At 68.5% G+C, this 24,679-nt stretch carries 23 protein-coding genes and 3 tRNA genes; 15 read left to right on the top strand and 11 right to left on the bottom strand.

Annotated elements, in window-relative coordinates; all coding sequences use genetic code 11:
- Window positions 1-57 precede the first annotated feature (57 nt).
- The 4 genes from GU5_RS0108560 to bcp all read right to left on the bottom strand — a co-directional run bounded on the left by GU5_RS0108560 (window position 58) and on the right by bcp (window position 4,139).
- Window positions 58-1,551, bottom strand: coding sequence for a malate:quinone oxidoreductase (locus GU5_RS0108560; protein ID WP_010525170.1), 1,494 nt, complete (start codon window positions 1,549-1,551; stop codon window positions 58-60).
- 134 nt (window positions 1,552-1,685) lie between these two features.
- A complete protein-coding gene (locus tag GU5_RS14845; RefSeq protein ID WP_010525169.1) occupies window positions 1,686-3,353 on the bottom strand; it encodes an ABC transporter substrate-binding protein in 1,668 nt (555 codons plus the stop codon).
- A 63-nt stretch (window positions 3,354-3,416) separates the two neighbouring features.
- Window positions 3,417-3,497, bottom strand: a tRNA-Leu gene (locus tag GU5_RS0108550).
- Between the two features lie 177 nt (window positions 3,498-3,674).
- Entirely contained in the window at window positions 3,675-4,139 is a 465-nt protein-coding gene (bcp, locus tag GU5_RS0108545; RefSeq protein WP_010525168.1) for a thioredoxin-dependent thiol peroxidase, read from the bottom strand.
- A 112-nt stretch (window positions 4,140-4,251) separates the two neighbouring features.
- Between bcp and GU5_RS0108540 the strand changes: the two genes are divergently transcribed.
- Together GU5_RS0108540 and GU5_RS0108535 are read left to right on the top strand one after the other, a co-directional pair.
- A complete protein-coding gene (locus GU5_RS0108540) occupies window positions 4,252-4,827 on the top strand; it encodes a hypothetical protein (RefSeq protein ID WP_010525167.1) in 576 nt (191 codons plus the stop codon).
- A gap of 118 nt (window positions 4,828-4,945) precedes the next feature.
- Window positions 4,946-5,017, top strand: a tRNA-Lys gene (locus tag GU5_RS0108535).
- Here the strand turns inward: GU5_RS0108535 and GU5_RS17910 are convergent.
- Window positions 4,979-5,287, bottom strand: coding sequence for a helix-turn-helix transcriptional regulator (locus GU5_RS17910; protein ID WP_010525166.1), 309 nt, complete (start codon window positions 5,285-5,287; stop codon window positions 4,979-4,981). The genes GU5_RS0108535 and GU5_RS17910 overlap by 39 nt on opposite strands.
- A gap of 661 nt (window positions 5,288-5,948) precedes the next feature.
- Between GU5_RS17910 and GU5_RS17905 the strand changes: the two genes are divergently transcribed.
- Both GU5_RS17905 and GU5_RS14835 read left to right on the top strand, forming a co-directional pair.
- Window positions 5,949-6,068, top strand: coding sequence for a helix-turn-helix domain-containing protein (locus tag GU5_RS17905; RefSeq protein ID WP_010525164.1), 120 nt, complete (start codon window positions 5,949-5,951; stop codon window positions 6,066-6,068).
- Between the two features lie 246 nt (window positions 6,069-6,314).
- Window positions 6,315-7,565 (top strand): IS256 family transposase, encoded by a 1,251-nt coding sequence (locus tag GU5_RS14835; protein ID WP_050806643.1) that lies wholly within the window; start codon window positions 6,315-6,317, stop codon window positions 7,563-7,565.
- A 411-nt stretch (window positions 7,566-7,976) separates the two neighbouring features.
- Here the strand turns inward: GU5_RS14835 and GU5_RS15950 are convergent, their stop codons facing one another.
- The 4 genes from GU5_RS15950 to GU5_RS0108505 all read right to left on the bottom strand — a co-directional run bounded on the left by GU5_RS15950 (window position 7,977) and on the right by GU5_RS0108505 (window position 11,362).
- Window positions 7,977-9,104 (bottom strand): ABC transporter substrate-binding protein, encoded by a 1,128-nt coding sequence (locus tag GU5_RS15950; RefSeq protein WP_010525162.1) that lies wholly within the window; start codon window positions 9,102-9,104, stop codon window positions 7,977-7,979.
- Window positions 9,105-9,614: 510 nt separating this feature from the next.
- Window positions 9,615-9,878 carry an excalibur calcium-binding domain-containing protein gene (locus GU5_RS16780; RefSeq protein ID WP_033228054.1) on the bottom strand — a complete coding sequence of 88 codons (264 nt, stop codon included), beginning with the start codon at window positions 9,876-9,878 and terminating at the stop codon, window positions 9,615-9,617.
- Window positions 9,835-10,203: a tyrosine-type recombinase/integrase gene (locus GU5_RS17900; protein ID WP_029514147.1), complete on the bottom strand. Its 369-nt coding sequence runs from the start codon at window positions 10,201-10,203 to the stop codon at window positions 9,835-9,837. Before GU5_RS17900 ends, GU5_RS16780 begins: the two co-directional genes overlap by 44 nt.
- A 922-nt stretch (window positions 10,204-11,125) precedes the next feature.
- On the bottom strand, window positions 11,126-11,362 hold the full coding sequence (locus GU5_RS0108505) for an NINE protein (RefSeq protein ID WP_010525160.1): 237 nt from the start codon (window positions 11,360-11,362) through the stop codon (window positions 11,126-11,128).
- A gap of 401 nt (window positions 11,363-11,763) precedes the next feature.
- Between GU5_RS0108505 and GU5_RS0108500 the strand changes: the two genes are divergently transcribed.
- On the top strand, window positions 11,764-12,591 hold the full coding sequence (locus tag GU5_RS0108500) for a hypothetical protein (protein ID WP_010525159.1): 828 nt from the start codon (window positions 11,764-11,766) through the stop codon (window positions 12,589-12,591).
- A 21-nt stretch (window positions 12,592-12,612) separates the two neighbouring features.
- Here GU5_RS0108500 and GU5_RS0108495 read toward each other — a convergent pair whose 3' ends face one another.
- Entirely contained in the window at window positions 12,613-12,894 is a 282-nt protein-coding gene (locus GU5_RS0108495; RefSeq protein ID WP_010525158.1) for a DUF1540 domain-containing protein, read from the bottom strand.
- A gap of 296 nt (window positions 12,895-13,190) precedes the next feature.
- Between GU5_RS0108495 and GU5_RS0108490 the strand changes: the two genes are divergently transcribed.
- The 10 genes from GU5_RS0108490 to GU5_RS0108440 all read left to right on the top strand — a co-directional run bounded on the left by GU5_RS0108490 (window position 13,191) and on the right by GU5_RS0108440 (window position 23,181).
- Window positions 13,191-13,264 (top strand) — tRNA-Pro (locus tag GU5_RS0108490).
- Window positions 13,265-13,395: 131 nt separating this feature from the next.
- Window positions 13,396-14,775 (top strand): trigger factor, encoded by a 1,380-nt coding sequence (gene tig / locus GU5_RS0108485; protein WP_010525157.1) that lies wholly within the window; start codon window positions 13,396-13,398, stop codon window positions 14,773-14,775.
- 343 nt (window positions 14,776-15,118) lie between these two features.
- On the top strand, window positions 15,119-15,706 hold the full coding sequence (locus GU5_RS0108475) for an ATP-dependent Clp protease proteolytic subunit (RefSeq protein WP_029514145.1): 588 nt from the start codon (window positions 15,119-15,121) through the stop codon (window positions 15,704-15,706).
- 121 nt (window positions 15,707-15,827) lie between these two features.
- Window positions 15,828-16,466 (top strand): ATP-dependent Clp protease proteolytic subunit, encoded by a 639-nt coding sequence (locus tag GU5_RS0108470; protein WP_029514144.1) that lies wholly within the window; start codon window positions 15,828-15,830, stop codon window positions 16,464-16,466.
- Window positions 16,467-16,596: 130 nt separating this feature from the next.
- Complete coding sequence (gene clpX / locus GU5_RS0108465; protein WP_010525154.1) at window positions 16,597-17,889, top strand: ATP-dependent Clp protease ATP-binding subunit ClpX; 1,293 nt, start codon at window positions 16,597-16,599, stop codon at window positions 17,887-17,889.
- Window positions 17,890-18,022: 133 nt separating this feature from the next.
- A complete protein-coding gene (locus GU5_RS14815; protein WP_010525153.1) occupies window positions 18,023-18,490 on the top strand; it encodes a hypothetical protein in 468 nt (155 codons plus the stop codon).
- Between the two features lie 236 nt (window positions 18,491-18,726).
- Window positions 18,727-20,091 (top strand): extracellular solute-binding protein, encoded by a 1,365-nt coding sequence (locus tag GU5_RS0108455; protein ID WP_010525152.1) that lies wholly within the window; start codon window positions 18,727-18,729, stop codon window positions 20,089-20,091.
- On the top strand, window positions 20,088-21,059 hold the full coding sequence (locus GU5_RS0108450; protein WP_010525151.1) for a carbohydrate ABC transporter permease: 972 nt from the start codon (window positions 20,088-20,090) through the stop codon (window positions 21,057-21,059). The genes GU5_RS0108455 and GU5_RS0108450 overlap by 4 nt, the downstream gene beginning before the upstream one ends.
- Complete coding sequence (locus GU5_RS0108445) at window positions 21,059-21,910, top strand: carbohydrate ABC transporter permease (protein WP_010525150.1); 852 nt, start codon at window positions 21,059-21,061, stop codon at window positions 21,908-21,910. Before GU5_RS0108450 ends, GU5_RS0108445 begins: the two co-directional genes overlap by 1 nt.
- Window positions 21,911-21,933: 23 nt before the next feature.
- Window positions 21,934-23,181, top strand: a complete 1,248-nt coding sequence (locus tag GU5_RS0108440; protein WP_010525149.1) for an ABC transporter ATP-binding protein — start codon at window positions 21,934-21,936, stop codon at window positions 23,179-23,181.
- Window positions 23,182-23,283: 102 nt separating this feature from the next.
- Here GU5_RS0108440 and GU5_RS0108435 read toward each other — a convergent pair.
- Window positions 23,284-24,679, bottom strand: a 1,396-nt coding sequence (locus tag GU5_RS0108435) for an alpha-amylase family glycosyl hydrolase (protein WP_010525148.1), incomplete at its 5' end; no start/stop codon positions are given.

Here is a 24,679-nt window from a genome sequence, read left to right as displayed (position 1 = left end):
CGGATCGGCCCGGGCCGACGGCGCGCCCGGCCCGACGCGGCGCTCCGCCGCGGGTGCTCAGTCGCGCAGCTGCAGCGTGGACGCGGTGTGCTCGGTGACCTCGGAGAGGAGCTGCGCGTCCTCGGAGAGCTTCCGCCCGAAGGAGGGCACCATCTGCTCCAGCCGCGGACGCCAGGACTCGAACTGCGCCGGGAAGCAGCGCTCCAGGAGGGAGAACATGATCGACGGCGCCGTCGACGCTCCGGGGGAGGCGCCCAGCAGCCCGGCGATGGTGCCGTCGCCGCCGGCGATGAGCTCGGTGCCGAACTGCAGCACGCCCCGGCCCTCGGCGTTGCGTTTCATGACCTGCACGCGCTGACCGGCGGTGATCATCTCCCAGCCGTCGGTCTCGGCGTCGGGGTAGAAGTCCTGCAGCGCCTCGATCTTCTTCGACCGCGACTTGGTGACCTCCTTGAGGAGGTAGGTCACCAGGTCGGTGTTGTCGAGGCCGACCTGCATCATCGGCAGCAGATTGTGGCCGCGCACCGAGAACGGCAGATCCGTCAGCGAGCCGTTCTTCAGGAAGTTGGTGGAGAAGCCGGCGTAGGGGCCGAACATGAGCGTCCGGCGGCCCTCGACGAACCGGGTGTCCAGATGCGGCACCGACATCGGGGGCGCGCCGACCGAGGCGAGGCCGTAGACCTTGGCGTGGTGCTGCTCGGCGACGGCGGTGCTGGTCGCGCGCAGGAACTTGCCCGAGACCGGGAACCCGCCGAAGCCGCGGATCTCGTCGATGCCGGCGTCCTGGAGCAGACTCAGCGCCCCGCCGCCGGCACCGACGAAGACGAAGCGGGCCGAGGCGGTGAACCGCTCGCCGCGCGACTTGTTCTTCACCGTCACGTCCCAGCGGCCGTCGGCCCCGCGCTCCAGGCCCTGGACCTCGTGGTTGTACCGCATGTCCACGCCGGCGTCGGCCAGGTGGTTCGCCAGCTGGCGGGTCAGCGAGCCGAAGTCGACGTCGGTGCCGGTCTCCACCTTCGAGGCGGCGACGCGCTGCCGCGGGTCGCGGCCGCGCATCAGCAGCGGGGCCCACTGCTCGATGACGGCGGGGTCCTCGGTGTGCTCCAGCCCGGCGAAGAGCGGCCGGTCGCGCAGCGCGTCGGCACGCTCCTGCAGGTAGTCGGCGTTGTCGTCGCCCCAGACGAAGCTGATGTGCGGCAGCGCATTGATGAAGGTCCGCGGCGAGCCGACGACGCCGTCCTCGGCCCAGTGCGACCACAGCTGCCGCGAGACCTGGAACTGCTCGTTGATGCCCTCGGCCTTGGTCGTGGAGACCGAGCCGTCGGCGGCGCGCGGCGTGTAGTTCAGCTCGCAGAGCGCCGAGTGGCCGGTGCCGGCGTTGTTCCACGGGTCCGAGGACTCCTGGCCGGCCTGGTCGAGCGTTTCGAACAGGCCGATGGACCAGTCCGGCTGCAGCTCCTGCAGGATCGTGCCGAGGGTGGCGGACATGATGCCGCCGCCGATGAGCACGACGTCGTACCGGTTCTCGCCGCTCGCCGCAGACTGCGCCACTGATGTCTCCTCACGGTCGTCCGGCCCCGTCGCCGGCAGAAAATCGAAGGCCCGGCCGCAGGCGGACGCGGCCGGATTCGGCGGGGCTCGATCCTGACTCTACCGCCGTCGACGGGGGCGGATGAAATCCGTGGTCAGCTGAGCGTGATCTCCCGGAACGGCTCGATGAGCACCGGGGACATCGGATAGTCGGAGACGTCTCCGCCCAGGGCCAGCCCGGAGATGGGATGCACCAGGGGCACCGCCGGGAGGTCCTCGGCGACGTGGTCGGCGACGCGCCGATAGATGTCGGCGCGCTCCTCGTCGTCGAGCGTGCTGCGGGCCTCGCGCAGCAGGCTGCGGACCTCCTCGGAGTCGTAGCGGAACTCCGGTCCGGTCTGCTGGAAGAGCGGGCCGAAGAAGGAGTGCGGCGAGCGGTAGCCGCCGTTGCGGCCCAGCAGATGCATCGCCCGCTGGTCGTCGCCGAGCATCGTGTCCAGGTAGCCGTCGTCCCAGGGGACGGGCCGGGGCTCGATGCGCAGGCCGACGGCGGCCAGGTCTGCGGCCAGCGCGGCGAAGATCGCCTCGGGCCGCGGCAGATAGCTGCGGGTGGCGTTCATCGGGTAGTAGAAGGGCAGCGGCTCGCCGTCGTAGCCGGACTCCGCGATGAGCTCCTCGGCCGCGCTGCGGCTGTGCTCGCGGCGCTCGGCGTCGTCGGACTGGACGTCCAGCGCGGCGGGGATGAACTGCCGCGCGGTGCGGCTGCCCTCCAGGAAGTGCTGCTGGACCAGGCTGTCGCGGTCGACGGCGTGGGCGACGGCCTCGCGGATGCGCACGTCGGACATCACCGGGTGATCCAGGTTGAAGCCGAGGTAGAGGACCGAGAACGGATCGCGCTGCAGGATCAGTCGCCCGGACTGGACCAGCGGGCGCAGCGTGTCGGCGGTGATGTAGTCATAGACGTCGACGGCGCCGCGCTGCAGCTCGCGCAGCCGGTCGAAGGCCCGCGGCAGGGTCCGCACGGTGACCGCCGGGACCTGGGGCTCTCCGTCCCAGTGGTCCGCATACGCCTCCAGCCGGGCCTGTTCGTCGTCGATCGCGGCCACCCGGTACGCCCCGGTGCCCGTCGGGCGGCGGGCGACCAGGCCGGGATCCTCGTCGTCGAGAGTCTCCGCCGAAGCGATCCCGAAGGGAGCCATCGTCAGCGCCTGGGGCAGGTCGACGATCGGCTCGGACAGCGTGAGCCTCACCGTCGTCGGATCGGGGGCCTCTACGGATTCCAGCGCGCAGGTGTCCTCGCCCAGGAACCCGCCGAAGACCGCGACGAAGGGAGTGGTCACCGTGCGGTCCAGGGTCCCGGCGCCGTAGAGCGCGTCGAGCCGGCCCCAGCGACGGATGTTGGCGACGACGACGTCGGCGTCCAGGGCGGTGCCGTCGTGGAAGGTCACGCCCTCGCGCAGCCGGAACTCGTAGGTCAGCCCGTCGTCGGAGACCGACCAGTCGCGGGCCAGCAGCGCGGTGGTCTCGCCGGTGTCCAGATCGACGCCGAGCAGGCTCTCGTAGACCTGGCGGCAGACCCGCTCGGTCTCGGTGTCGACCGCCAGGGCCGGGTCCATCGAGCGCACCGCCGAGACGCCGGCGAGCACGACCGCCTCGTCGGCGTCGCCGGTCTCCTGCGACTGCTGTGACTCCTGTGCGGCCGGGTGCGCCGCGATCGAGGCGTCCGACTCGCCGGCGCCTCCGGCGAGCCGACCGCCGAGCGCGAGGGTGCCGGCGGCCGAGGCGAGTCCGAGCAGGCGTCGGCGGTCGATCTCGGGCGTCATCACGCTCCCGTCGCTCGTCGAGGATCTGCGTCCCGCCCCGTCGATCCCGGCGGGGAGGCGCAGTGCGGGCGGCGGGACTTGAACCCGCACGTCAAAGACACTGGAACCTAAATCCAGCGCGTCTACCGATTCCGCCACGCCCGCGGGTCGCGCCGACCCCGGGCGCCCCCGCACGCCAGGGCTGCGGCGCGCGGGACACCAGGCGGCGCGACTGCTCAGTGTACAAGAGGGAGGCGGCCATCCCCGCGGGGCTCCGCCCGTCGTCCCGGGGTGTCCGGAGGGTCCGTGCGGCGGCGCTCCGCCGAGCCGGGACGGCGCGGCTCAGACGCCCAGCTCGCGGCGCAGCCGCTCCACGTGCCCGGTGGCCTTGACGTTGTACTTGGCGAGCTCCACGGTGCCCTCCTCGTCGATGACCACGGTCGAGCGGATCAGGCCTTCGGTGACCTTGCCGTAGTTCGTCTTCTCGCCCCAGGCACCGTAGGCCTCGGCGACGGCGTGATCCTCGTCGCTGAGCAGCGGGAACGTCAGCGACTGCTCGTCGGCGAACTTCTGCAGGGCCGGCACCGCATCCGGGGAGATGCCGAGGACCGTGTACCCGGCGCCCTGCAGCGAGGCCAGCGAATCGCGGAAGTCGCAGGCTTCGGTGGTGCAGCCGGGGGTGGAGGCCTTGGGATAGAAGTACACGACGACCTTGCCGCCGCGCAGGTCCTGCAGGGTGACCGTCCCGCCCTCGGCGGACGGCAGGGTGAAGTCGGGGGCCTTCCGGCCGGGCTCGAGTCGTGCCATGGTGCGGACCGTCCTTCGTCGTCGACGTCGTGGTTCCCCACCAGCCTATCGTCGGCGACGCCGCGCCGCGGTTCCGTGGGACGTGCGGGTTCGGGGCCGTAGACTGGCGGCCATGGACGGTGAGCTGGAGCGCCTCGAGTCGGAGGCGCGTCTCATGGCGGCGCTGCGTGCGACGTTCGACGCCTCGGTGATGAACTTCGGCTCGTACAACATCCTCTACGCCGCCGGCGGGGGAGCTGCGGGCGACGCCGGCCGGTCCGGCGAGAGCGCCGGCGACGCCGTCCAGGATCAGATCAGCCGGGCGACGCATCTGCTCGTCGGCTACCGGCGGGAGCCGCGCGAGATGGTGCTGTGCCCTGCGGATCTCGACGAGGCCGTGCAGCGGGCACGGGGCGGGGGAGAGGACGTCGAACAGGCACCTGCTTCGGTGCCTCTGCCCGTGAACCTCACGAACCTCGCCGGGATCGCCGCCGAGGGCAGCCGGCTCGAGATCGCACTGTCGACCGGCCAGCACGTCGTGCTCGACGTGCGTCGGACGCCGACGTTCTCCCGTCTTCCGGGGCTGGGCGAGGTGACCATCCACCAGGAGCGCGACGCGGCCGACTTCTGGACCTTCGTCGACGAGCTCATGGACACGATGGAGTCCTCCCAGGATCCTGCTGCGGGCGGCGGCGCCGGTTCGCCGTGACGATGAGAGCAGGGTCACCCTCGGGCGGATTGGCATGCCGCCGCGGACGGTGCTAGAGTTTCATGTCGTTGCCCCGGAGACGGGGCGCACGGCACGGACCGCTCAGCGGTCCGGATGAGGGCCTCTAGCTCAATGGCAGAGCACCAGACTCTTAATCTGTAGGTTCCGGGTTCGAGTCCCGGGGGGCCCACTTCTTCGAAGCCCCGTCGCCACCACCTGGCGACGGGGCTTCTCCTGTTTCCAGCCACTTCAGGCTGACTCCGCTGCGCATCGCCCACGCCATCAGCGTGGTGCGCTTCGGCTCGGCGTCGCCGCGCTCGGCCGCGCCGACCGACTGCCGGCTGATGCCGATCTCCCTGCCGAACTCCGCTGCCGTCAGGCCTGTGACCTCTCGCGCCTTCCGGAGCCGGTCTGCCTGTGTCCAAGCCGGAACGAACCCAATCTCTGGCTGCAGGCTCATGACTTCCTCCTCATGCGGGCGATGATGGGTCATCGCCCCCTGATTTCCCCCTGTCATGTGTAACGCTAGTGTGCGTGTGACAACTTGGCGAGTGTCGATTCCCAAGAATTCATAACGCACCGGTACCTGTCATTTTATAACCCTTGCCATCTGGATGCAGAATTTCCATATATCAAGCGAGCAGATGGCTACCGGACACGATGCCCGGTATCTGGGGATGACTCGCCAGAACCTGCTGCGCCTCTTCCACGAGGGCAAGATAGAGCCCAGCCGCGGGTCTCAAGGCCCCCAAGACCCCTACCCCGTCGATAAGACCGAGCTCGATCGGTACGTGGCCGAGAAGTCGAAGGCGGCGAGTAAGGGGAGCGGCATGAGCATCACCCGAGTTGAGAACACCTCGGGGCGGCCCGAGTCAGTCCTCCGGAATGCCGATCGTGACTTCCCGTCGTCGATCACGGAGTCAAGAAGACACTGAGCATGACGGTCCCGCTGCTCGGCGGATACGTCCTGAAGCTTGTATCCGAACTTCACCGGAGCCGACGGCGAGACAACCGCCGAGGCCACCTGCGTCGAGCTCGCCCAGTACATGCGGAACATGAAGGGTCTGCTGAAGGTGCGGTTGAATTCCTGACTGCTCGAGCGAACAGAGAGGATAGTCACTATGCCGAAGATCTACTCCGAGGAGTTCCGCGCTACCGCACTGGAGCTCCTCGATTCCGGGATGACTCAGCAGCAGGTCTGCGACGATCTGGGATCGTCGAAGTCGACCCTGCGGCTATGAGTGAAGAACCGCAGGATGATCCACCACGGTTTCGAGCCGTCCGAGACGACGCAGGATCGCGCTGAGCAGACCAGGATGCTCCAGCGCATCTGCGAGCTCGAGCGAGTAGCGTCCGTCAGAGTGGTGTACGGCACCCGGTGGGCGCGTCGAAGACATAGACGTGACGGCCATCGTGTGATCCTTCGAGAAAGCTCTCTACGTCCCTCTCGGAGAAAGGCATCACGATGACCGCCACGCCGTCGACGTATCGACCTCACCCGTCTGCTCGAGGAACAGATCCACCAGGCGGGCCCGGACCTGCTGCGCGACCTGCTCCAGACCTTCATCAACACTCTGCTCTCTGCCGAGGCCGACGCGGTCTGCGGCGCTGACTACGGGGTCACCAGCGAGACCAGGACCAACAGGCGCAACGGCTACCGCCACCCCGATTTCGACACCCGTGCCGGCACCCTCGACGTGGCCGTGCCCAAGCTGCGCGAAGGCTCCTACTTCCCCGACTGGCTGCTCGAACGCCGCAAGCGCGCCGAACGTGCCCTGACCTCGGTGGTCGCGACCTGCTACATCCTCGGAGTCTCCACCCGGCGGATGGATAAGCTCGTGGGTTCCCCGGGCATCGAGAGCCTCTCCAAATCCCAGGTCAGCCAGATGGCCGGCGAGCTCGATGAGCAGGTCGAAGCCTTCCGCACCCGCCCGCTGGATGCCGGCCCGTACACGTTCGTCGCCGCTGACGCGCTGGTGCTCAAAATCCGCGAAGCCTGCCGGGTGGTGCCAGTCCACGCGCTCGTCGCCACTGGGATCAACGCTGATGGGCACCGCGAGGTCCTCGGGATCCAGGTCCCTTCCAGCGACGAAGGCCCCGGCTGGCTGAGGTTCTTCCGGGATCCCGTCGCCCGCGGGATGACCGGGGTCAAACGGGTCACCTCCGATGTCCATCCGGGGTTGAAGGCCGCGATCGCCGCGACTCTGCCCGGCGCGTCGTGGCAACGGTGCCGGAGCCACTATACGGCGAATCTGATGAGCCAGCCGCCGAAGGCCTCGTGGACGTGGGTGAAGACGCTGCGGCACAGCATCTATGACCAGCCCGACGCCGCAGGAGTCCACGCCCAGTTCGACGGGGTCGTCGAGGCGCTGGAAGCCAAGCTGCCGAAGGTCGCTGATCATCTCGGACAGGCTCGTGAGGAGATCCTGGCCAACACCTGCTTCCCCAAGCAGCTCTGGGCCAAGATCTGGTCGAACAACCCCAACGAGCGGCTGAACAGTCAGATCCGCCGCCGCACCGACGTGGTCGGCATCTTCCCCGACCGGGAGGCCATCATCCGACTGGTCGGGGCAGTGCTGGCCGAGCAACACGACGAGTGGGCCGAAGGGCGGCGGTATATGAACCTCGACGCCCTCGAGCAGACTCGGCTCGCCAGTGACGCTGACGCCGATGCTGAGACCCGTGAGCTCCTCAACGAGTGGGTGGGCTCCCGCACGATCGATCCGCTGGCGGCCTGATCCCAGGGCCACAGCCGAGAAGGATCACGGCTCATACACCACTCCACCGGACTTGCCCCTGATGCAGAATGCACCCCCGGAACCCGTAGACTGCTTATCGCGAGGTCATCACGTCCCCTCAGGTGTATTCCTCGCGTCGGCCCCCGGTGAGTTTCGTGATCATGGAGCTGCCGCACCGAGGGCCTTCTTATGCCTGAACGCACAGACGTAGCCCCGGGCTGACGCGGAGAAGGACGTCGATTCCTCGTCAGTCCGGGGCTTGCCATTCACATGGAACTCCTCAGGGGCGTAAGCACCATGCTACAGAGAGGTTATGTCCTTCCTGTTTCGTGGAGCTGGTGATTACCTGAACGACGTTTGTCCGGGCAAACAGGACCCCGTGCTGACCGGTCGGGTCTGGGAATAGAGCGATCAAGAGAGCTGTGCCTCCATTTCGCCATACATGGACTGGGCAGCCTCATCCGGGTTCATTCGGCCAAAGAATACTTCCATCTGGTATCGGCCCAGGATGTCATTGAAGTTCGACGCTCCCGGCGCAGTCAGCGGTTCCGGGTCCCCCAGGTCAGACTCGATAGCGTCGATGTACTCGACAGTGTCGGCTTCCATCGCTTCCAGATCTTGCTGGACGTGCTCGCGGACTTGCGGGTTCGACGGGATGCCGCGCTCAACTCCGGTGATATCAGCGGCTGCCCGGGAGTTGACGAAGTAGTCGATGAACGCCTGAGCCGCTTCTGGATACTCTGTGCCTGCAGAGGCGGAGAGATACATCGAGGACTTGTACCACGGCTCAGCATCCTCTGGGTTCCCCGTGCGACTGGGGTATCGCAAGATCTCCATCTTGTGCCCAGCAGCCTCAGTGAGCGCGACAGACTCATTGGTCCACCACGTCGAGATCGCCTCTCGGCCAGTAGCCGGCAGGCTCTCCTCCATCGGAGCACTGGTGTTCTCCTGAATCACCTCTGCCGGAGGCAGCACTCCCTGGTCAAGCAGCTCGGAGAAGTACTCGAAGTATCCAGCGGCCGCATCGACTTCGAAGCCGAGCTCTCCATCCTCGGTGACGACATTGCCCCCGCTCTGACGGATCCAGGTTTGGAATGCGCCGATGCCTCGTGGCCCGGCAGTTCCCCATCCGTCGTCCAACCCTTCTGTCAGGTCTGCTGTGATCTGGGAGAAGTCGTCCCAAGTCCATGTCTCGTCATCGGGCATCTCAACACCGGCCTGTTCGAAAAGCTGCGGGTCGGCGATAAGTACTTGGGCGTTCATACCCATAGTGGCCGCGTAGAGCGCACCATCGACCGTTCCGTTCTCCACTGCAGTCTCCTCATGCTGGTCGACATCTACAGCATTGAGTTCCAGCAGGGTGCCACGGTCGGCGTATTCACGGAGGTACTTTTCGTCCATTTGGATGATGTCAGGGGCATTGCCGCCAGCAGTTTGAGTGGCCAACTGGTCCCATTGGTCGTCGAACCCGCCATACTCGGCGTTGATGGTGATATCAGGATGCTCTTCTTCGAACTGATCGATGACCTCTTGAGTCATTCGATGGCGGGTGTCGGACCCCCCACCAGAGGAACCGCAGTTCGGCGTCCCCGTCTCCAGATCCTCCCTGCCCGCAGCTGGTGAGCGCCAGCGTGCTGACAGTGATGACACTCAGTGCCTTGGTAATTCTCCAGCGTGCCGTCACAGTGGTCCCTTCCCCCGGTAGCGGCAATTCCTTCCGTGTACGCCCCAGAGGCATACACGCTCGCCGTGCTGAGTGATCGGTAACATTACATCGTGGTAAATGTAAGCATGATCTATGTCACTCGTCAATACACGACGCTTCCGAGCACGTACCGGGCGCGAGACGCGGCCGCACCAGCCCTGAGACACAGAGAAGACCCCCGGGATTGACCAGCGCTGATGATGCGCACAGAAGGCCAAGCCGGGGGTCCGATCACTCGCACCTCGATGAGGTACTCCCCACGCTACACAAGGGTCATGACCGTAGGCTTACGCGGAACTGGTGATTCCCTGGTCGTATCGCAGGTCTTCGCCCGCGCCCTCTGATCATCCCGACTCGCAGGCGACGCCGTCGCCATCACGGTCCAGACCGTGCGGGTCGTTGCCGGTGACAATGACCGGCTCGGAGACGTCTGCGCTTTTCACATCCGGCGGATAGACCGGCACACACGGTGAATATCCTGCCGCGCAGTTGTCCCCACCACCTCCACTGGGCGCCGGTTCCTCCTGTGTCGGCTCGGGATCCGGTTCCGGCTCGGGCTCCGGCTCATCCTGGCAGCTGATGTCCTCGGCCGCGGCGTCGGCAGCCACGTAGGTCTCCTCGCGGGGGGGGGGGTGACGGGGTCTCGGCGCCCTGGGCGGCGGCGCGCATCGCGCCGTCGGGCAGCCCGGTGTAACGCTGGGTCGTCACCGCCGAGGCGTGGCCGAACAGCTCCTGGACCGCCCGGATGTCCCTCGAGGAGGAGTAGACCCTCGTTCCGAATCGGTGCCGCAGCGTGTGCCCGGTCCGGTGCGGGCCGAGCGCCTCGGACAGCAGCTCGGAGACCCGCTTGGGGGAGAGGTGCCCGTCGAGGCGGCCGAGGAAGGCCCAGCCGCCGTTCTCTCGGCAGGTCCGCCAGCATCCCGGCGAGGTCATCGGACAGCGGCACCAGCCGGTCCTTGCCGCCCTTGCCGTGGACGACGACCGACCAGCCGTCGAGGTCCTGGAACATATCTGTGAGGTGGAGGCGGGCGATCTCGCACGCCCGCATCCGCGCGAAGGCACCACACATGATCATCAGCCGCTCGCGCTCGCCGGCGCGGTCGAGTGCGGTCTGCACGACCTGTTCGGGAGCCGGCCGCGGGCGGACGGCCTTGGCTCGGGAGGCCGGCAGTTCAACGGCGGGGTTGGTGGTGCAGCGTCCAGTGGCTACGGCCCAGCTCCAGAAGGATCTGAACGCTGAGCGGTGGACGCACTGTGTGTCGGAGTCCCAGTCCTGTTCTGCCATCCATCGGATGAGCGTTTCGTTGTCGAGGTCCCAGGGAGTGCGGTCGTGGAAGTGGCACCCGAGTCGGCGGGTCTGTGAGCCCCTCAGCTTCACAGTTGACTCGGCCCGGCGGGCGACCCTGATCCGGTCCTTCCAATCGTTGATCGGCCCGTTCCAGTCCGGAGTGATGTGCGTCATGCTCCGATTGAAGCCCGCCGGCGCGATGGGAGTGACGACGGGGTCACGGAAATCGCGCGAGGAAACCATGGCGGATTACCCCCAGGTCAGGCCGCTGCAACGACGAGTCGGCGGACGCGGTGAGAGGCCAAATCTGTAGGTTCCGGGTTCGAGTCTCGGGGGCCCGCTGAGAAACTTCATACGATCAGACTCCGCTTCCTTCGGGAGGCGGGGTCTCGTCGTCTTCAGGAGGTCCCGAAGTCCCGCGCTGCCTCCCCGGCCCGGCACCCGCCCGAAGCCGCCCCGTGTCATGGAGCTTTCGCGACATCCTCCGGTTTCAGCGCCGCGGTTCTGGGAGAACGCCGTGGAGCCCAGGGGGCGATGGGGCGAGCACGCCCGGCCGGTCGCTCCGCGTCAGCGCATGCCCAGGGCGCGCTCGGCGTTGACTCGGCGCGTCTCGCCGCCGATGGTGAACAGCGAGATGATCGTGCCCACGTAGAGGAAGCCCAGGGTGATCAGGAAGAGCACGCCCTTGAGGATCTTGCCCAGGTAGAAGTACTGCAGGCCCGCCACGAAGAAGAAGCCCAGGATGGTCAGCACCAGAGCCAGGCCGGGGTCCTTCGCGGGGCCGTCGTGTCCGCGAGTAGCCATGGCGTCATGATACGTCCGAGCCGTGCTCCGCGACAGGACCGATTCTGTCCGTCGTGAAGCGTGTCCCCGTCTGATCCCCGTCTGATCCCCGTGGAATTCCCGGCAAGTCCCCCCGGTCAGGCTCAGGGCGACCCTCCGGTCGGCCTCTGGCCGGCAGTGCGGCAGTCCTCGGGTGACGACCCGTGCCGGCTGCCGTTCGTCGGGGGCGCTGGACGGGCCACAGGGGTCCGACCTGCGGTGAAGCATGCGGCGCAGATGGTCGCGGCGGAGTCTTCCGCCCCTGGCGGCCTCAATTACCTCATGATCATATGTCGTAACCGCCTTGGGGTGTGCTTCAATGGTGGAGATTCTGCGGGGCGTCGGCGTCCGAACCCCGCCCCATGGCCGAGGGAGCACTGCACATGACGAGCGAGACGACAGGGACGACGCGCGACGTCGCGCGTCTGGCCGATGGCGCCGAAGTGCGTCGCCGCTGCGCGCGGTCGACGGCCCGGCGTCTGCTCGGCGGGGCGGGGGTCATCGACGTCGTGGCCTATCGGTGGGCATCCCAGCCGGCGCTGGCGCCGCTGGCCCACGGCCTGACCGCCGCCGGCGACTGGCTCGTGGCGGTGCCCGAGGCTCGCCTCCCCGTCGGCGCATCCGGCCTGCCGGAGCGGATGGAGGTGAGGGTCAGCATCGAACAGCTGGGCGCTCCCTCTGATCTGCGTGTCCAGATCGCGAGTCTGCATGCCCTGGGCACCCTTCGACTGCTCTCCGCCGAGGAGTCCTCTCGCCTGCTGGACACCGGAACGGAGTCCGAGCCGCTGCACGCGGCCGCTCAGGCGCCGGGAGCGGTCCTGGGCCTGCTGTCGACGGAGACCGTGCTCGTCCACGCCCGGGACGACGTCGAGAAGCTCCCCTGGAGTGCCGTGGTCGACGGCGGAGCATTCCCCGCGCCGGGTCGCGAGTGGGACGCCCTCGACGTCGCGGCCGCGCTCGACGATGCCGCGGTGCGGCGTCTCCTGGAGGAGCTCGTCGACGGCTCGCGACGCGGGATCATCGGCCGACCGGTGGCCGCACCGCAGGAGCAGCTCGCCGCCCCGGTGCTTCTGGACGTGGACGCGGAGGGCTGCACCTGGCTCGTCCGGAGCGGCGACCAGGTCCGATCAGTCGTCCTGGCCTTCGACCGCCCGGTGCAGGGCATGGCCGAGCTGCAGGAGGCTCTGCGCGCCTGGCGCGCGACCGCCTGACGAGGCCGTCGCCCCAGGCGGTCACTCCTGTTCGTAGGTGAGGCAGTTCGTGGTGTCGCCGCCGATGGTGACGGCCTCCGCAGTGCACATCAGGTCTTTGTTGTGCATGCATTCGAGACGCTGGCAGGCCCCGACGTGGCCCTGCGCGGTGGGCAGGCCGCCGCGGACGTCGAGCTCGATGAAAGTGCCGCAGGTCGGCGCACCTTCGGAGCCGGCGATGGTCACGGCGTCGGCGTGGCAGCCGTCAGCGTTGAAGGCGCACTCGGTGACCTGGCAGGAGGCGACGGAGGCGGGAGCATTCATGACGGGTCTCCTCGAGATCGCTCTGCCCGGAGAGTCCGAGTCCGGGCCGATGCCGTCAGAATAGGGTCCCGTGACAGGCGCCACAAGACCAGTCAGCCTCACCGGATTCGGTGACATGGAGGGTGCAGAAGGTCTGCTCGAGCGTCCGGGCGCCGCCTCGGGCGGCCGCCGGCGCCGGGCGGCCGTGAGATTCGCCGCGACTGCATCGCGCACGGTATCGTGGAGCGGTCCGTGCCGTCTGCCGGTCGCCGTCGCCCCTCAGCGGGTCGACGGAGTCGTCCGCGGCGGGCGATGATCGGGGTGTAGCTCAGCTTGGCAGAGCGCCCGCTTTGGGAGCGGGAGGCCGCAGGTTCAAATCCTGTCACCCCGACGGCGGCCGAGCCGCGGGGATGCCGTCTCCGTCCCACCGTCGACACCGTCGAGCGGGCGGACGCACGCCGCGGCCCGCAGCACGGCACCCCCATCAGACATGATCAGACGTCTTCTGTCAGGAGCCCCCACGTGGTCAAGAGCACCGTTGAAAATCTGAACCCGACTCGCGTCAAGCTGACGGTCGAGGTGTCCTCGGAGGAGCTTGAGCCCAAGATCCAGGCCGCTTACAAGAGCATCGCGGAGCAGGTTCAGATCCCCGGCTTCCGCAAGGGCAAGGTTCCGGCCCCGATCATCGACCAGCGCGTCGGCCGCGGCTATGTGCTGCAGACCGCGATCAACGACGGTCTGAACGAGTTCTACCAGCAGGGCCTGACCGAGGCCGAGATCTCCCCGCTGTCCCGCCCGGAGGTCGAGGTCACCGAGATTCCGGATGAGAAGACGGACGAGGGCGTCCTGAAGTTCTCCGGCGAGCTGGACGTCAAGCCCGAGGTCGAGCTGCCGGACTACTCCGGCCTCGAGATCGAGGTCGAGGCGCGCTCCGCCGACGAGGCCGCGGTCCAGGAGCAGCTCGACGAGCTGCGCGGCCGCTACGGCACGCTCAAGGAGGTCGAGCGCCCGGCCGCGAAGGACGACTTCGTGACCATCGACCTGGTCGCCACCATCGACGGCGAGGAGGTCGACAACGCCTCCGGCCTGTCCTACCAGGTGGGCGCGGGCACGATGCTCGAGGGCATCGACGAGGCCCTCGAGGGCCTGTCGGCCGGCGAGGACGCCACCTTCGAGACCACCCTCTCCGGCGGCGACCGCTCCGGCGAGGCGGCCTCGGTGAAGGTCACGCTGCAGGCGGTCAAGGAGCGCGAGCTGCCCGAGGCCGACGACGAGTTCGCCCAGATGGCCTCGGAGTTCGACACGATCGACGAGCTGAAGGCCGATCTGGCGTCGAAGGCCGAGGAGAACCTGGTCACCGAGCAGGGCGTCGAGGCGCGCGACAAGGCGCTGGAGAAGCTCATGTCCATGGTCGAGGTTCCGGTCCCGGACTCGGTGGTCGAGTCGCAGGTCGAGCAGCACTTCTCCCAGGGCGAGCACTCCGAGGGCGACGACCACGACACCTCCGAGCACCGCGAGGAGATCGCCGAGCAGACCCGCGAGGCCTTCCGCAACGAGGTCGTGCTGGACCTGGTCGCCGAGAAGGAGGAGATCGAGGTCGACCAGGGCGAGCTCATCGAGTACATCGTCTCCACTGCCGGTCAGTACGGCATGGAGCCCAACCAGTTCGCCCAGATGCTCGACCAGGCCGGCCAGGTGCCGATGGTCATGGGCGAGGTGCGCCGCCGCAAGGCGCTGGCCAAGGTGCTCGAGCAGGCCACGGTGAAGGACTCCGAGGGCCAGGAGGTCGACCTGAGCAGCTTCGTCACCCCGCAGGGCGAGGACGACGCGGAGCAGGCCGACGAGCAGGCTGAGGAGCAGGCCGAGGGCGAGACCGCGGAGGAGACCTCCGAGGAGAAGTGATCGTCGAGGCGGCCGACGGCGACGTCGCCCGCCCGCGGCGGAGAGGTCCTCGCGACCTCTCCGCCCCGAACCTCCCGCGACGGCGGGTCGGAGCCGGACGACCGGCACCGGCCCGCCGTCGTCGTGTGTGTACGGCGTGCGGCGGGGGACCCTGCGCCAACAGCGAACAGTCCGCCGTCGTCGCCCGCCGACGCGCGTCCACCGAGTAATGTCGGGGCATGAACGTCGTGTCGTCGGACCGTCACTCCGTCGCCGCAGCCGGGGCGGAGGACGACGGCGCCGGCGAGAAGGCCTTGAAGAACCCGTGAGTGGAGGAACGTCCATGTCTGAGAGCCTGCCCAGCATGTCGACCGTGGACCCGGCGTCCCGCGACGACTACATCTACAACCGCCTGCTCAAGGAGCGGATCATCTGGCTCGGGTCGGAGGTCCGCGACGAGAACGCCAACGCGATCTGCTCGCAGATGCTGCTGCTCTCCGCCGAGGACCCCGAGCAGGACATCTACCTCTACATCAACTCTCCGGGCGGCTCGGTGACCGCCGGCATGGCCATCTACGACACGATGCAGTTCATCCCGAACGACGTCGTCACCGTGGCCACCGGTCTGGCCGCCTCCATGGGACAGTTCCTGCTCTCCTCCGGCGCCCCGGGCAAGCGCTTCGCCACTCCGCACGCGCGGATCCTGATGCACCAGCCCTCCGGCGGCATCGGCGGCACCGAGTCGGACGTGCGGATCCAGGCCCAGCTCATCCAGCACATGAAGCAGATCATGGCCGAGCTGACCGCCGAGCAGACCGGCCAGTCGGTGGACACGATCCTGGCGGACAACGCCCGCGACAAGTGGTTCACCGCCGAGGAGGGCCTCGAGTACGGCTTCTTCGACAAGATCGCCCAGCGGTCCTCCACCGTCTCCGGCGGCGGGGGAGTCTGAGCCTCACGCCGCGGGATCGATCCGCTTCAGCAGAATCAGGCCACCAGGAGCACAGGAGCACCACCGCATGAACACCTTCGACAACGACTCCGCCCAGGGCGCCCCCGCGGCGCCGACCGCGATGCCCGCCGGCACTCCGGCCTCGCCGGCGATGCCCGACGCACGCTACATCCTGCCGCAGTTCGAGGAGCGCACCCCGTACGGCTTCAAGCGCCAGGACCCCTACGCGAAGCTCTTCGAGGACCGCATCGTCTTCCTCGGCAGCCCCGTGGACGACGCCGCGGCCGACGACATCATGGCCCAGCTGCTGGTGCTGGAGTCGATGGACTCCGAGCGGGACATCACCCTCTACATCAACTCGCCCGGCGGCTCCTTCACCGCGATGACCGCCATCTACGACACGATGCAGTTCATCCGCCCGCATGTGCAGACCGTCTGCCTGGGGCAGGCGGCCTCCGCCGCGGCGGTGCTGCTGGCCGCGGGCACTCCCGGCAAGCGGCTGGCGCTGCCGAACGCCCGTGCGCTGATCCACCAGCCGGCCGTCGGCGGCCAGCAGGGCACGGCCACCGACCTGGCCATCCAGGCCGACGAGATCCGTCGGATCCGCACCTGGATGGAGGAGGTCCTGGCCCGCCACACCGACAAGTCGGCCGAGCAGGTCAGCGAGGACATCGACCGCGACAAGTTCCTCTCCGCCGAGGAGGCCAAGGAATACGGGCTGGTCGACGAGGTGCTCGCCTCCCGGAAACTTCCGGTCTGACGTCCGCGGCGGCGTCGTCGGTCTGCAGTAGTCTGGTGAGCGCGGTCTTCGACCCGTCACCATCGATCAGGCCGGCGGCGCCGTCGTCGGTCGCGGCCGGACTCGTCCAGCAGAAGGGGAACAAACAGGCATGGCACGTATCGGCGAGAGCGCTGACCTGCTGAAGTGCTCGTTCTGCGGGAAGAGTCAGAAGCAGGTGCGGTATAAGCTCATCGCGGGCCCCGGCGTCTACATCTGCGACGAGTGCATCGAGCTCTGCAACGAGATCATCGAGGAGTACCTCAACGAGGTGCAGGAGCCCGATGAGCTCGAGCTGCCCACGCCGCGGGAGATCTGCGACTTCCTGGACGAATACGTGATCGGCCAGGGCCAGGCCAAGCGACAGCTCGCGGTGGCGGTGCACAACCACTACAAGCGCATCCAGGCCTCCGGGTCGGCGCAGAAGACCACCTCGCTGGAGAAGGGGCCGCTGGACGACGTCGAGATCGGCAAGTCCAACATCCTGATGGTCGGTCCCACGGGTGCGGGCAAGACCTACCTGGCACAGTCGCTGGCGCGGAAGCTGCAGGTGCCCTTCGTCGTGGCCGACGCCACCAGTCTCACCGAGGCGGGCTACGTCGGCGAGGACGTCGAGAACATCCTGCTGAAGCTGATCCAGGCTGCCGACGGCGACATCAAGAAGGCCGAGCAGGGCATCATCTACATCGACGAGATCGACAAGATCTCGCGGAAGTCGGAGAACCCCTCGATCACCCGGGACGTCTCCGGCGAGGGCGTGCAGCAGGCGCTGCTGAAGATCCTCGAGGGCACCGTGGCCTCCGTGCCGCCGCAGGGCGGGCGGAAGCACCCTCAGCAGGAGTTCATGCAGATCGACACGACGAACGTGCTGTTCATCGTCGCCGGCGCCTTCGCAGGACTCGAGGAGATCATCGGGTCCCGCGCCGGCCGCAAGGGCATCGGCTTCGGCGCCCCGCTGAACACGGTCAACCAGGAGGAGCTGAGCTACGCCGACGTCGAGCCGGAGGACCTCCACAAGTTCGGGCTGATCCCGGAGTTCATCGGCCGGCTGCCGGTGGTGGCCACCGTCGAGGAGCTCGACGAGGACGCGCTGATCACCATTCTCAGCGAGCCGCGCAACGCGCTGCTGAAGCAGTACCGGAAGATCTTCGCCTTCGACGGCGTCGAGCTGGAGTTCGAGGAGAACGCCCTGCGAGCGATCGTGGAGAAGGCCGTCGCCCGGGGAACCGGCGCCCGCGGACTGCGGTCGATCCTCGAAGGCGTGCTGAACCCGATCATGTTCGAGCTGCCCGGACGCGACGACGTCGCCGCGGTGACGATCACCGGCGCCACCGTCCGCGAGGGTGCGGAGCCCGAGCTGCTCACGCACGCCGAGGCGAAGAAGCTGCGCAAGAAGAGCGCCTGAGGCCGCTCGGGCGGGCGCGGCTCCCGCGCGCGGCGAGCCTGCCCGGGACGAACCGCGGGAGGTGCTTTCGACCGAGGTCGACTGCCGATACTCTGTCGGCATGAGCATTCCACCACGTCGGCGATGGCCAGCCGTGGCGGTGTCTCTGCTGGGCACAGTTCTGGTCACTGCATACGCGCTCTGGGCCCTGTTCCAGATCTTCTGGCTGAACCCCGATGCGGCTGTTCCCGGTGACCAGCATGATCAGATCCGGCAGGATCTGGCACAGGCGGGCGAGTCCATGAACATCCGGCAGGCCGTCGCCATCATGAGCGTCGGCCCGGCTGTCGCCGTCGTGGTGCTGGTGGCCGTGGCCGTGCGCACCGGCACGGACCCGCTGGCCCCCGCGACGATCTACCTCATGATCCTCGTCTGCGGACCTTTGGCCTACATGGGTGCGTCGTTCGGCCCTGGCATGGCTCTGGCCGACACCTACGCGATCGGCGGAGGCGACCACTCACCATGGGCGCTGCCGCTCTACCTCGTGAGTGCGGCCGCGCTCCTTGCTCTTATCGGCGTCGCCGTGGCCGCGATGCGCAGGGGCGGCCGCCGCACTGTCTGAGGTGCCGCGCGGCCTGAGTGATGTGCTGGCTGCGGCGTTCCGCTCCATCATGTCCCTCGCCCGCTGATCATGCCGCCAGATTCTCGAAGCATCCTCTCGGCACGATTCGCCCGACACCTCGTCCGCGTGGACCGTTGGCGACCTGCTGAGGGTCGGTATAGAGTGATGTGCATCACGCATCGCCGGTGATCGACGGTGTGTCTGGTCCCATCGGTCGTGGGAGAGGCGGACTCGATATGGCAGATCCCGACAGCTTCGGACGCGCGATGGACGTGAGCGAGCCGATCAGACCTCCCGGGCGCCTCGGCGGCCGACGTGGCCGGTGTCTGCTGACCACGGCCGCTGCACTGATCGCGGGCGGGTTGCTCGCCTCCGGATGCGCCGCCGAGGCGGAGGCTCCGGTGCTGACCTGGTACATGAATCCCGACGACGGCGGTCAGCAGATGCTGGCCGAACGGTGCACGCAGGAGGCCGACGGCCGGTACCGCATCGAGGCCTCGCTGCTGCCCCGCGATGCGCCGCAGCAGCGCGAGCAGCTGGCCCGCCGACTCGCCGCCGGCGACACCTCGATGGACATCATGAGCATCGACCCGCCGTTCATCCCCGAGCTCGCAGAGCCGGACTTCCTCGCCCCGGTGCCCGAGGACGTCGCCGAGGCCACCACGCAGGACACCCTCGACGGCGCGCTGGCGGGGGCGCAGTGGAACGACGAGCTCGTCACCATCCCGTTCTGGGCCAACACCCAGCTGCTCTGGTACCGCGAATCGGTGGTCGAGGAGGCCGGCCTGGACATGTCCGGGCCGGTGACCTGGGAGCAGGTGATGGACGTCGCGGCCGAGCAGGACAAGCATCTCGGCGTGCAGGGCATCCGGGCGGAGTCGATGACCGTCTGGGTAAATGCCCTGATCGCCTCGCAGGACGAGCAGATCATCGAGGACCCCTCGGCGCCGGCGGGGGAGATCAGCACGACTCTCGACTCGCCCGCCGGGACGGCGGCCGCCGAGATCCTGGCGCGCATCGGCGACGAGGGCCTCGGCGGGCCGGGCATCGCCTCGATGGACGAGAACCAGTCGATGCTGCTCTTCCAGGGGGAGCAGGGCTCGTTCATGGTCAACTGGCCCTTCGTCTGGGCGGCGACGAACGCCGCGGCCGAAGAGGGCACCATCGACGCCGAGGTGCCGGAGGACATCGGATGGGCCCAGTACCCGCGGGTCGACGAGGGCACGCCGTCGGCCCCGCCGCTGGGCGGAATCAACCTCGGCGTCGGTGCCGACTCCGAGCACCCGGACCTGGCCTACGAGGCCGTCGAATGCATCGTGCGGCCGGAGCATCAGGCCGAATACTTCGTGACCAACGGCAATCCGCCGTCCTCGGCGGAGGCCTTCGAGGACCCGCGCATCGCGGAGGACTACCCGATGGCCGACGCGATCCGCGAGTCCCTGGAGAACGCCGCACCGCGGCCGCAGACCCCCTACTACAACGAGATTTCCACCACGATCCAGGAGCACTACACGCCGCTCGACGAGATCGACCCCGAGTCGACCCCGGCCGAGGCGGATGAGTATGTGATCGACGTGCTCAGAGGGGAGCGTCTCCTGTGACGACCGCAGCAGAGAACCCGGCCCCGGCGCGGCGTCGACGGCGCGCCGGCCGGTCGGCCCGCGGCCGGGCCGAGGTCCGCCTCGGCTGGCTGCTCGCCGGACCGGCGTTCCTCATCATGCTCTCGGTGACGGCCTACCCGATCGCCCAGGCGATCTTCGACTCGCTGTTCTCCTTCCGGCTCACCGCGCCGGGCGACCGGGAATTCGTCGGCGTCGGCAACTACCTGACGATCTTCACCGACCCGGTCTTCTGGCAGTCGCTCGGGGTCACCGTGCTGGTCACCGTGGTCACCGTCGCCGTGGAGCTCGTGCTCGGCTTCGGCCTGGCGCTGGTGATGCATCGGGCGCTGAAGGCGCTGCGCGGCATGCTGCGCACCGCGATCCTGGTGCCCTACGGGATCATCACGGTGGTCTCGGCCTTCGCCTGGTACTACATGTTCGACATCAACTCCGGCTTCATCAACGTCTGGTTCGACTGGGTGCCGGGCATCGGCGCCGACCTCGACTGGTTCGCCCAGTTCCCGACGGCGATCACCGTCATCATGGCCTCGGAGATCTGGAAGACCACGCCGTTCATCGCGCTGCTGCTGCTCGCCGGGCTCGCCCAGGTCCCCGACGAGCTGCTCGAGGCCGCCCGCGTCGACGGCGCGACCTGGCGGCAGCAGATGGCCCGGGTGACGATCCCGAACATGAAGGCGGCCATCATGGTCGCGGTGCTCTTCCGCGCGCTGGACGCCTTCCGCATCTTCGACAACGTCTTCATCATGACCAACGGCAGCGCCGGCACCGAGGTGCTCTCGATGCTGGCGTACAAGACCTCGATCAGCCGCCTGGAGATCGGCATGGGCTCGGCGATCTCGGTGGTGCTGTTCGCCTGCGTGCTGCTGATCTGCTGGATCGCGATCCGGTTCTTCAAGGTCGACCTGGCCAGCGGGACCGACGCGAAGCCCACTGGAGGGAAGAAGTGATGGCCACTGGAAAGCGACTCTCCGGCCGACAGCGCCTCGGATGGACGGTGCTGACCCTGCTGGTGCTCGGCTACGCGCTGTTCCCGGTGGCCTCCATCCTGGCCACCAGCTTCAAGACTCAGGCGGCCCTCGGGCAGCGGGCCTTCCTGCCGACGAACTGGACCTGGGACAACTACGCGATGCTCTTCACCGGAGACGCGCGGGACCTGTTCCTGCCGGCGCTGCGCAACTCCATCGGCATCACGCTCATCGCGACCTTCATCGCCGTCGTGCTGGCCACGCTCTGCGCCTACGCCATCGCCCGGCTGGACTTCCCCGGCAAGAAGGTCATCCTCGGCTCGGCCCTGGCGGTCTCGATCTTCCCGGTGATCTCGGTGGTCACGCCGCTGTTCAACGTCTGGCGCGGCATCGGTCTCTACGACACCTGGCCCGGCCTGATCATCCCCTACCTGTCGCTGACGCTGCCGATCTCGATCTGGACGCTCTCGGCCTTCTTCCGGCAGATCCCCTGGGAGCTGGAACAGGCGGCCCTGGTCGACGGCGCCACCCAGTGGCAGGCCTTTCGCCGGGCCATCGTCCCGCTGGCCGCCCCCGGGGTGTTCACCACCGCGATCCTGGCCTTCTTCATCGCCTGGAACGACTTCGTCTACGGGATCTCGCTGACCTCCACGGAGGCGGCCCGTCCGGTGCCGGCGGCGCTGGCGTTCTTCACCGGCGCCTCGCAGTTCCAGGAGCCCACCGGCGCGATCTCGGCGGCGGCCATCGTGGTCACCATCCCCGTGGTCGTGCTGGTGCTCCTCTTCCAGCGGAGGATCGTCTCCGGGCTCACCCAGGGCGCCGTCAAAGGCTGACTCGTCAGAGAGGACTTCACACCATGGCATCGATCACCCTGCAGAACATCGTCAAGGAGTACGGGGACGGCTTCCCGGCGGTCAACGACGTCTCCCTGGACATCGACGACGGCGAGTTCGTCATCCTGGTCGGCCCCTCCGGCTGCGGGAAGTCGACGCTGCTGCGCATGATCGTCGGCCTGGAGGACATCACCTCCGGCGACCTGCTGATCGGCGGGCAGCGGGTCAACGATCTGGCTCCGCGGGACCGGAACCTGGCGATGGTCTTCCAGAACTACGCCCTCTACCCGCATCTGACCGTCTACGAGAACATCGCCTTCCCGATGCGTCTGGTCAAGGGCGCCTTCGGCGAGGACGAGATCGACCGGCGCGTGCGGCGGGCCTCGACGATGCTCGAGCTCGACGAGCACCTCGACCGCAAGCCCGGCAACCTCTCCGGCGGCCAGCGCCAGCGCGTGGCCATGGGGCGCGCCATCGTGCGCGAGGCCCAGGCCTTCCTCTTCGACGAGCCGCTGTCGAACCTCGACGCGAAGCTGCGCGGGCAGATGCGGGCGGAGATCTCGCGGCTGCAGCGGCAGCTGAACACCACCTCGGTCTACGTCACCCACGACCAGACCGAGGCGATGACCCTCGGCGACCGGGTGGCGGTGCTGAAGAAGGGCGTGCTGCAGCAGGTGGCCTCGCCGCGCGAGCTCTACGAGCAGCCGGCCAACCTCTTCGTCGCCGGGTTCATCGGCGCCCCGTCGATGAACTTCGTCCCCGGCACCGTCGAGGGGTCGGTGCTCAAGACGCCGTTGGGGGACGTCGCACTGCCCGCCGAGGCCGCATCCGCGGGCGCCGGCCGGGACATCGTCCTGGCCGGGATCCGCCCGAGCTTCTTCGAGGACGCCTCCACGCTGAGCGAGGTCCAGCTGTCCAAGGGCTCGACCTTCACCGCCGAGCTGACCCACACCGAGTGGCTGGGCAACGAGCAGTACGTCTACGTCTCCTATGAGAACGACCCCCGGGTGGCCGAGACGATGCGCACGCTGGCCGAGGAGATGGACGCCGACGAGCTGCGCACCCAGCTGGTCATCGCCGTCGACGCCGCCTCGCGGCTGCGCGGCGGCGACACCGCCCGGCTGTGGATCGACACCCGGCGCATCCACCTCTTCGACCCGGCGACGGGGGAGAACCTCACCCGGGACGCCGAGGCCGGCGCGGAGCTGACCCGCATGGCGCGGGAGGACCGAAGGCGCGACGCCGAGCGGGCCGCCGCCGGCCGGACCTGACCGCGCCTCCGGGGCCGGCCCCGCACGGCGGAGCCCCCGCCGGATGATCCGACGGGGGCTCCGCGGCGGCCGCCTCGGCCGGGCCGGTTCAGCGCTTCCGGCTCAGCCGCGCAGCCAGACCGTGGTCTCGCCCGGCAGCGCCTCGCCGTCGAGCGGTCCGCTGGCCAGCAGCACCTCGCCGGACGGCAGCTCCGCCGACGTCGTGCCGAAGTTGGTGACCGTCACCCAGCCTCCGGGGCGGCGGAAGGCCAGCACGTCGTCCGCGTCGGTCTCGAGCCATTCGAGGGTCTCGTCGGTCTGCAGCTCGCGCCGCAGATGCAGCGCCCGGCGGTACATCGCCAGCGTCGACTCCGGATCGTGCTCCTGCCGCTCGACGGCGTGGTCGGCGAACCACTCCGGCTGGGGCAGGTGCGGCGCGGCCTCGCCGAAGCCGTACGAGGGGCCCGTCGTCGTCCACGGCAGCGGCACGCGGCAGCCGTCCCGGCCGATCTCGGCACCGCTGCTGTTGAAGAACGTCGGGTCCTGTCGAGCGTCGTCGGCGATGTCGGCGACTTCGTGCAGGCCCAGCTCCTCGCCCTGGTAGAGGTAGGCGCTGCCCGGCAGCGCCAGCTCGAAGAGCGTCGCCGCCCGCGCCCGGCGCAGCCCGGTCTCGGCGTCCAGCTGCGGCTCGGTGCCGCGGCTGAGCAGCCAGTTCCGCCCGGCCTTCTCCTCGTCGTCGGCCTTCGGCGGCAGTCCGTAGCGGCTGGCATGGCGGACGACGTCGTGGTTGGAGAACACCCACGTCGAGGACGATCCGGAGGTCGCCGTGAGCTCCAGGTTGAACGTGACGATCTCACGGAACTGCGCGGCGTCGAAGTCGGCGGCGAGCAGGTCGAAGTTGAACGCCTGGCCCAGTCCCTCGGCGCTGGCGTAGCGCGGGCGGCGCTCGGCGTCGACCCAGGCCTCGGCCACTGCGATCCGCGGCGGATCGTACTCGTCGAAGACCGTCCGCCAGTCGGCGTAGATCTCGTGGACCTCGTCGCGGTCCCAGATCGGATGCGTGCCGTCCTTGGGCATGGCGTCCAGTGCGGCCTGCGTGGGCAGCTCCTCGGGCAGGTCCTTGGTCAGCCCGTGGGCGACGTCGACGCGGAATCCGTCCACGCCGCGGTCGGACCAGAAGCGCAGCGTGGTGCGGAAGTCCTCGCGGACTTCGGGATTGCTCCAGTCGAAGTCGGGCTGCTCGGGGGCGAAGAGGTGGAAGTACCACTGTCCCGGGGTGCCGTCGGGTTCGGTGATCCGGGTCCAGGCGGGTCCGCCGAAGACCGAGGTCCAGTCCGCCGGGGGCAGCTCGCCGTGCTCGCCGCGGCCGTCGCGGAAGATGTACCGGGCTCGTTCGGGTGATCCCGGTCCGGCGGCGAGCGCCTGCTGGAACCACTCGTGGCGGTCGGAGGAGTGGTTGGGGACGATGTCGACGATCAGCCGGATGCCGGCGTCGTGCAGCGCGGCGACCATGGCGTCG

Origin of the sequence: Nesterenkonia sp. F (assembly GCF_000220985.1) — a bacterium.
GTDB lineage: Bacteria > Actinomycetota > Actinomycetes > Actinomycetales > Micrococcaceae > Nesterenkonia.
This window is presented reverse-complemented; position numbering and strand designations above follow the sequence as displayed.

Coding starts and splice junctions, on each gene's coding strand:
- GU5_RS0108440 (WP_010525149.1), top strand. CDS start 21,934: ATGGCATCGATCACCCTGCAGAACATCGTCAAGGAGTACGGGGACGGC.
- GU5_RS0108500 (WP_010525159.1), top strand. CDS start 11,764: ATGACGAGCGAGACGACAGGGACGACGCGCGACGTCGCGCGTCTGGCC.
- GU5_RS0108495 (WP_010525158.1), bottom strand. CDS start 12,894: ATGAATGCTCCCGCCTCCGTCGCCTCCTGCCAGGTCACCGAGTGCGCC.
- GU5_RS0108470 (WP_029514144.1), top strand. CDS start 15,828: ATGCCCGCCGGCACTCCGGCCTCGCCGGCGATGCCCGACGCACGCTAC.
- bcp (WP_010525168.1), bottom strand. CDS start 4,139: ATGGCACGACTCGAGCCCGGCCGGAAGGCCCCCGACTTCACCCTGCCG.
- GU5_RS14845 (WP_010525169.1), bottom strand. CDS start 3,353: ATGACGCCCGAGATCGACCGCCGACGCCTGCTCGGACTCGCCTCGGCC.
- GU5_RS15950 (WP_010525162.1), bottom strand. CDS start 9,104: ATGACTCAAGAGGTCATCGATCAGTTCGAAGAAGAGCATCCTGATATC.
- clpX (WP_010525154.1), top strand. CDS start 16,597: ATGGCACGTATCGGCGAGAGCGCTGACCTGCTGAAGTGCTCGTTCTGC.
- GU5_RS17905 (WP_010525164.1), top strand. CDS start 5,949: ATGCCGAAGATCTACTCCGAGGAGTTCCGCGCTACCGCACTGGAGCTC.
- GU5_RS0108445 (WP_010525150.1), top strand. CDS start 21,059: ATGGCCACTGGAAAGCGACTCTCCGGCCGACAGCGCCTCGGATGGACG.
- GU5_RS0108455 (WP_010525152.1), top strand. CDS start 18,727: ATGGCAGATCCCGACAGCTTCGGACGCGCGATGGACGTGAGCGAGCCG.
- GU5_RS0108475 (WP_029514145.1), top strand. CDS start 15,119: ATGTCGACCGTGGACCCGGCGTCCCGCGACGACTACATCTACAACCGC.
- GU5_RS0108540 (WP_010525167.1), top strand. CDS start 4,252: ATGGACGGTGAGCTGGAGCGCCTCGAGTCGGAGGCGCGTCTCATGGCG.
- GU5_RS17900 (WP_029514147.1), bottom strand. CDS start 10,203: ATGACCTCGCCGGGATGCTGGCGGACCTGCCGAGAGAACGGCGGCTGG.
- GU5_RS0108505 (WP_010525160.1), bottom strand. CDS start 11,362: ATGGCTACTCGCGGACACGACGGCCCCGCGAAGGACCCCGGCCTGGCT.
- GU5_RS17910 (WP_010525166.1), bottom strand. CDS start 5,287: ATGAGCCTGCAGCCAGAGATTGGGTTCGTTCCGGCTTGGACACAGGCA.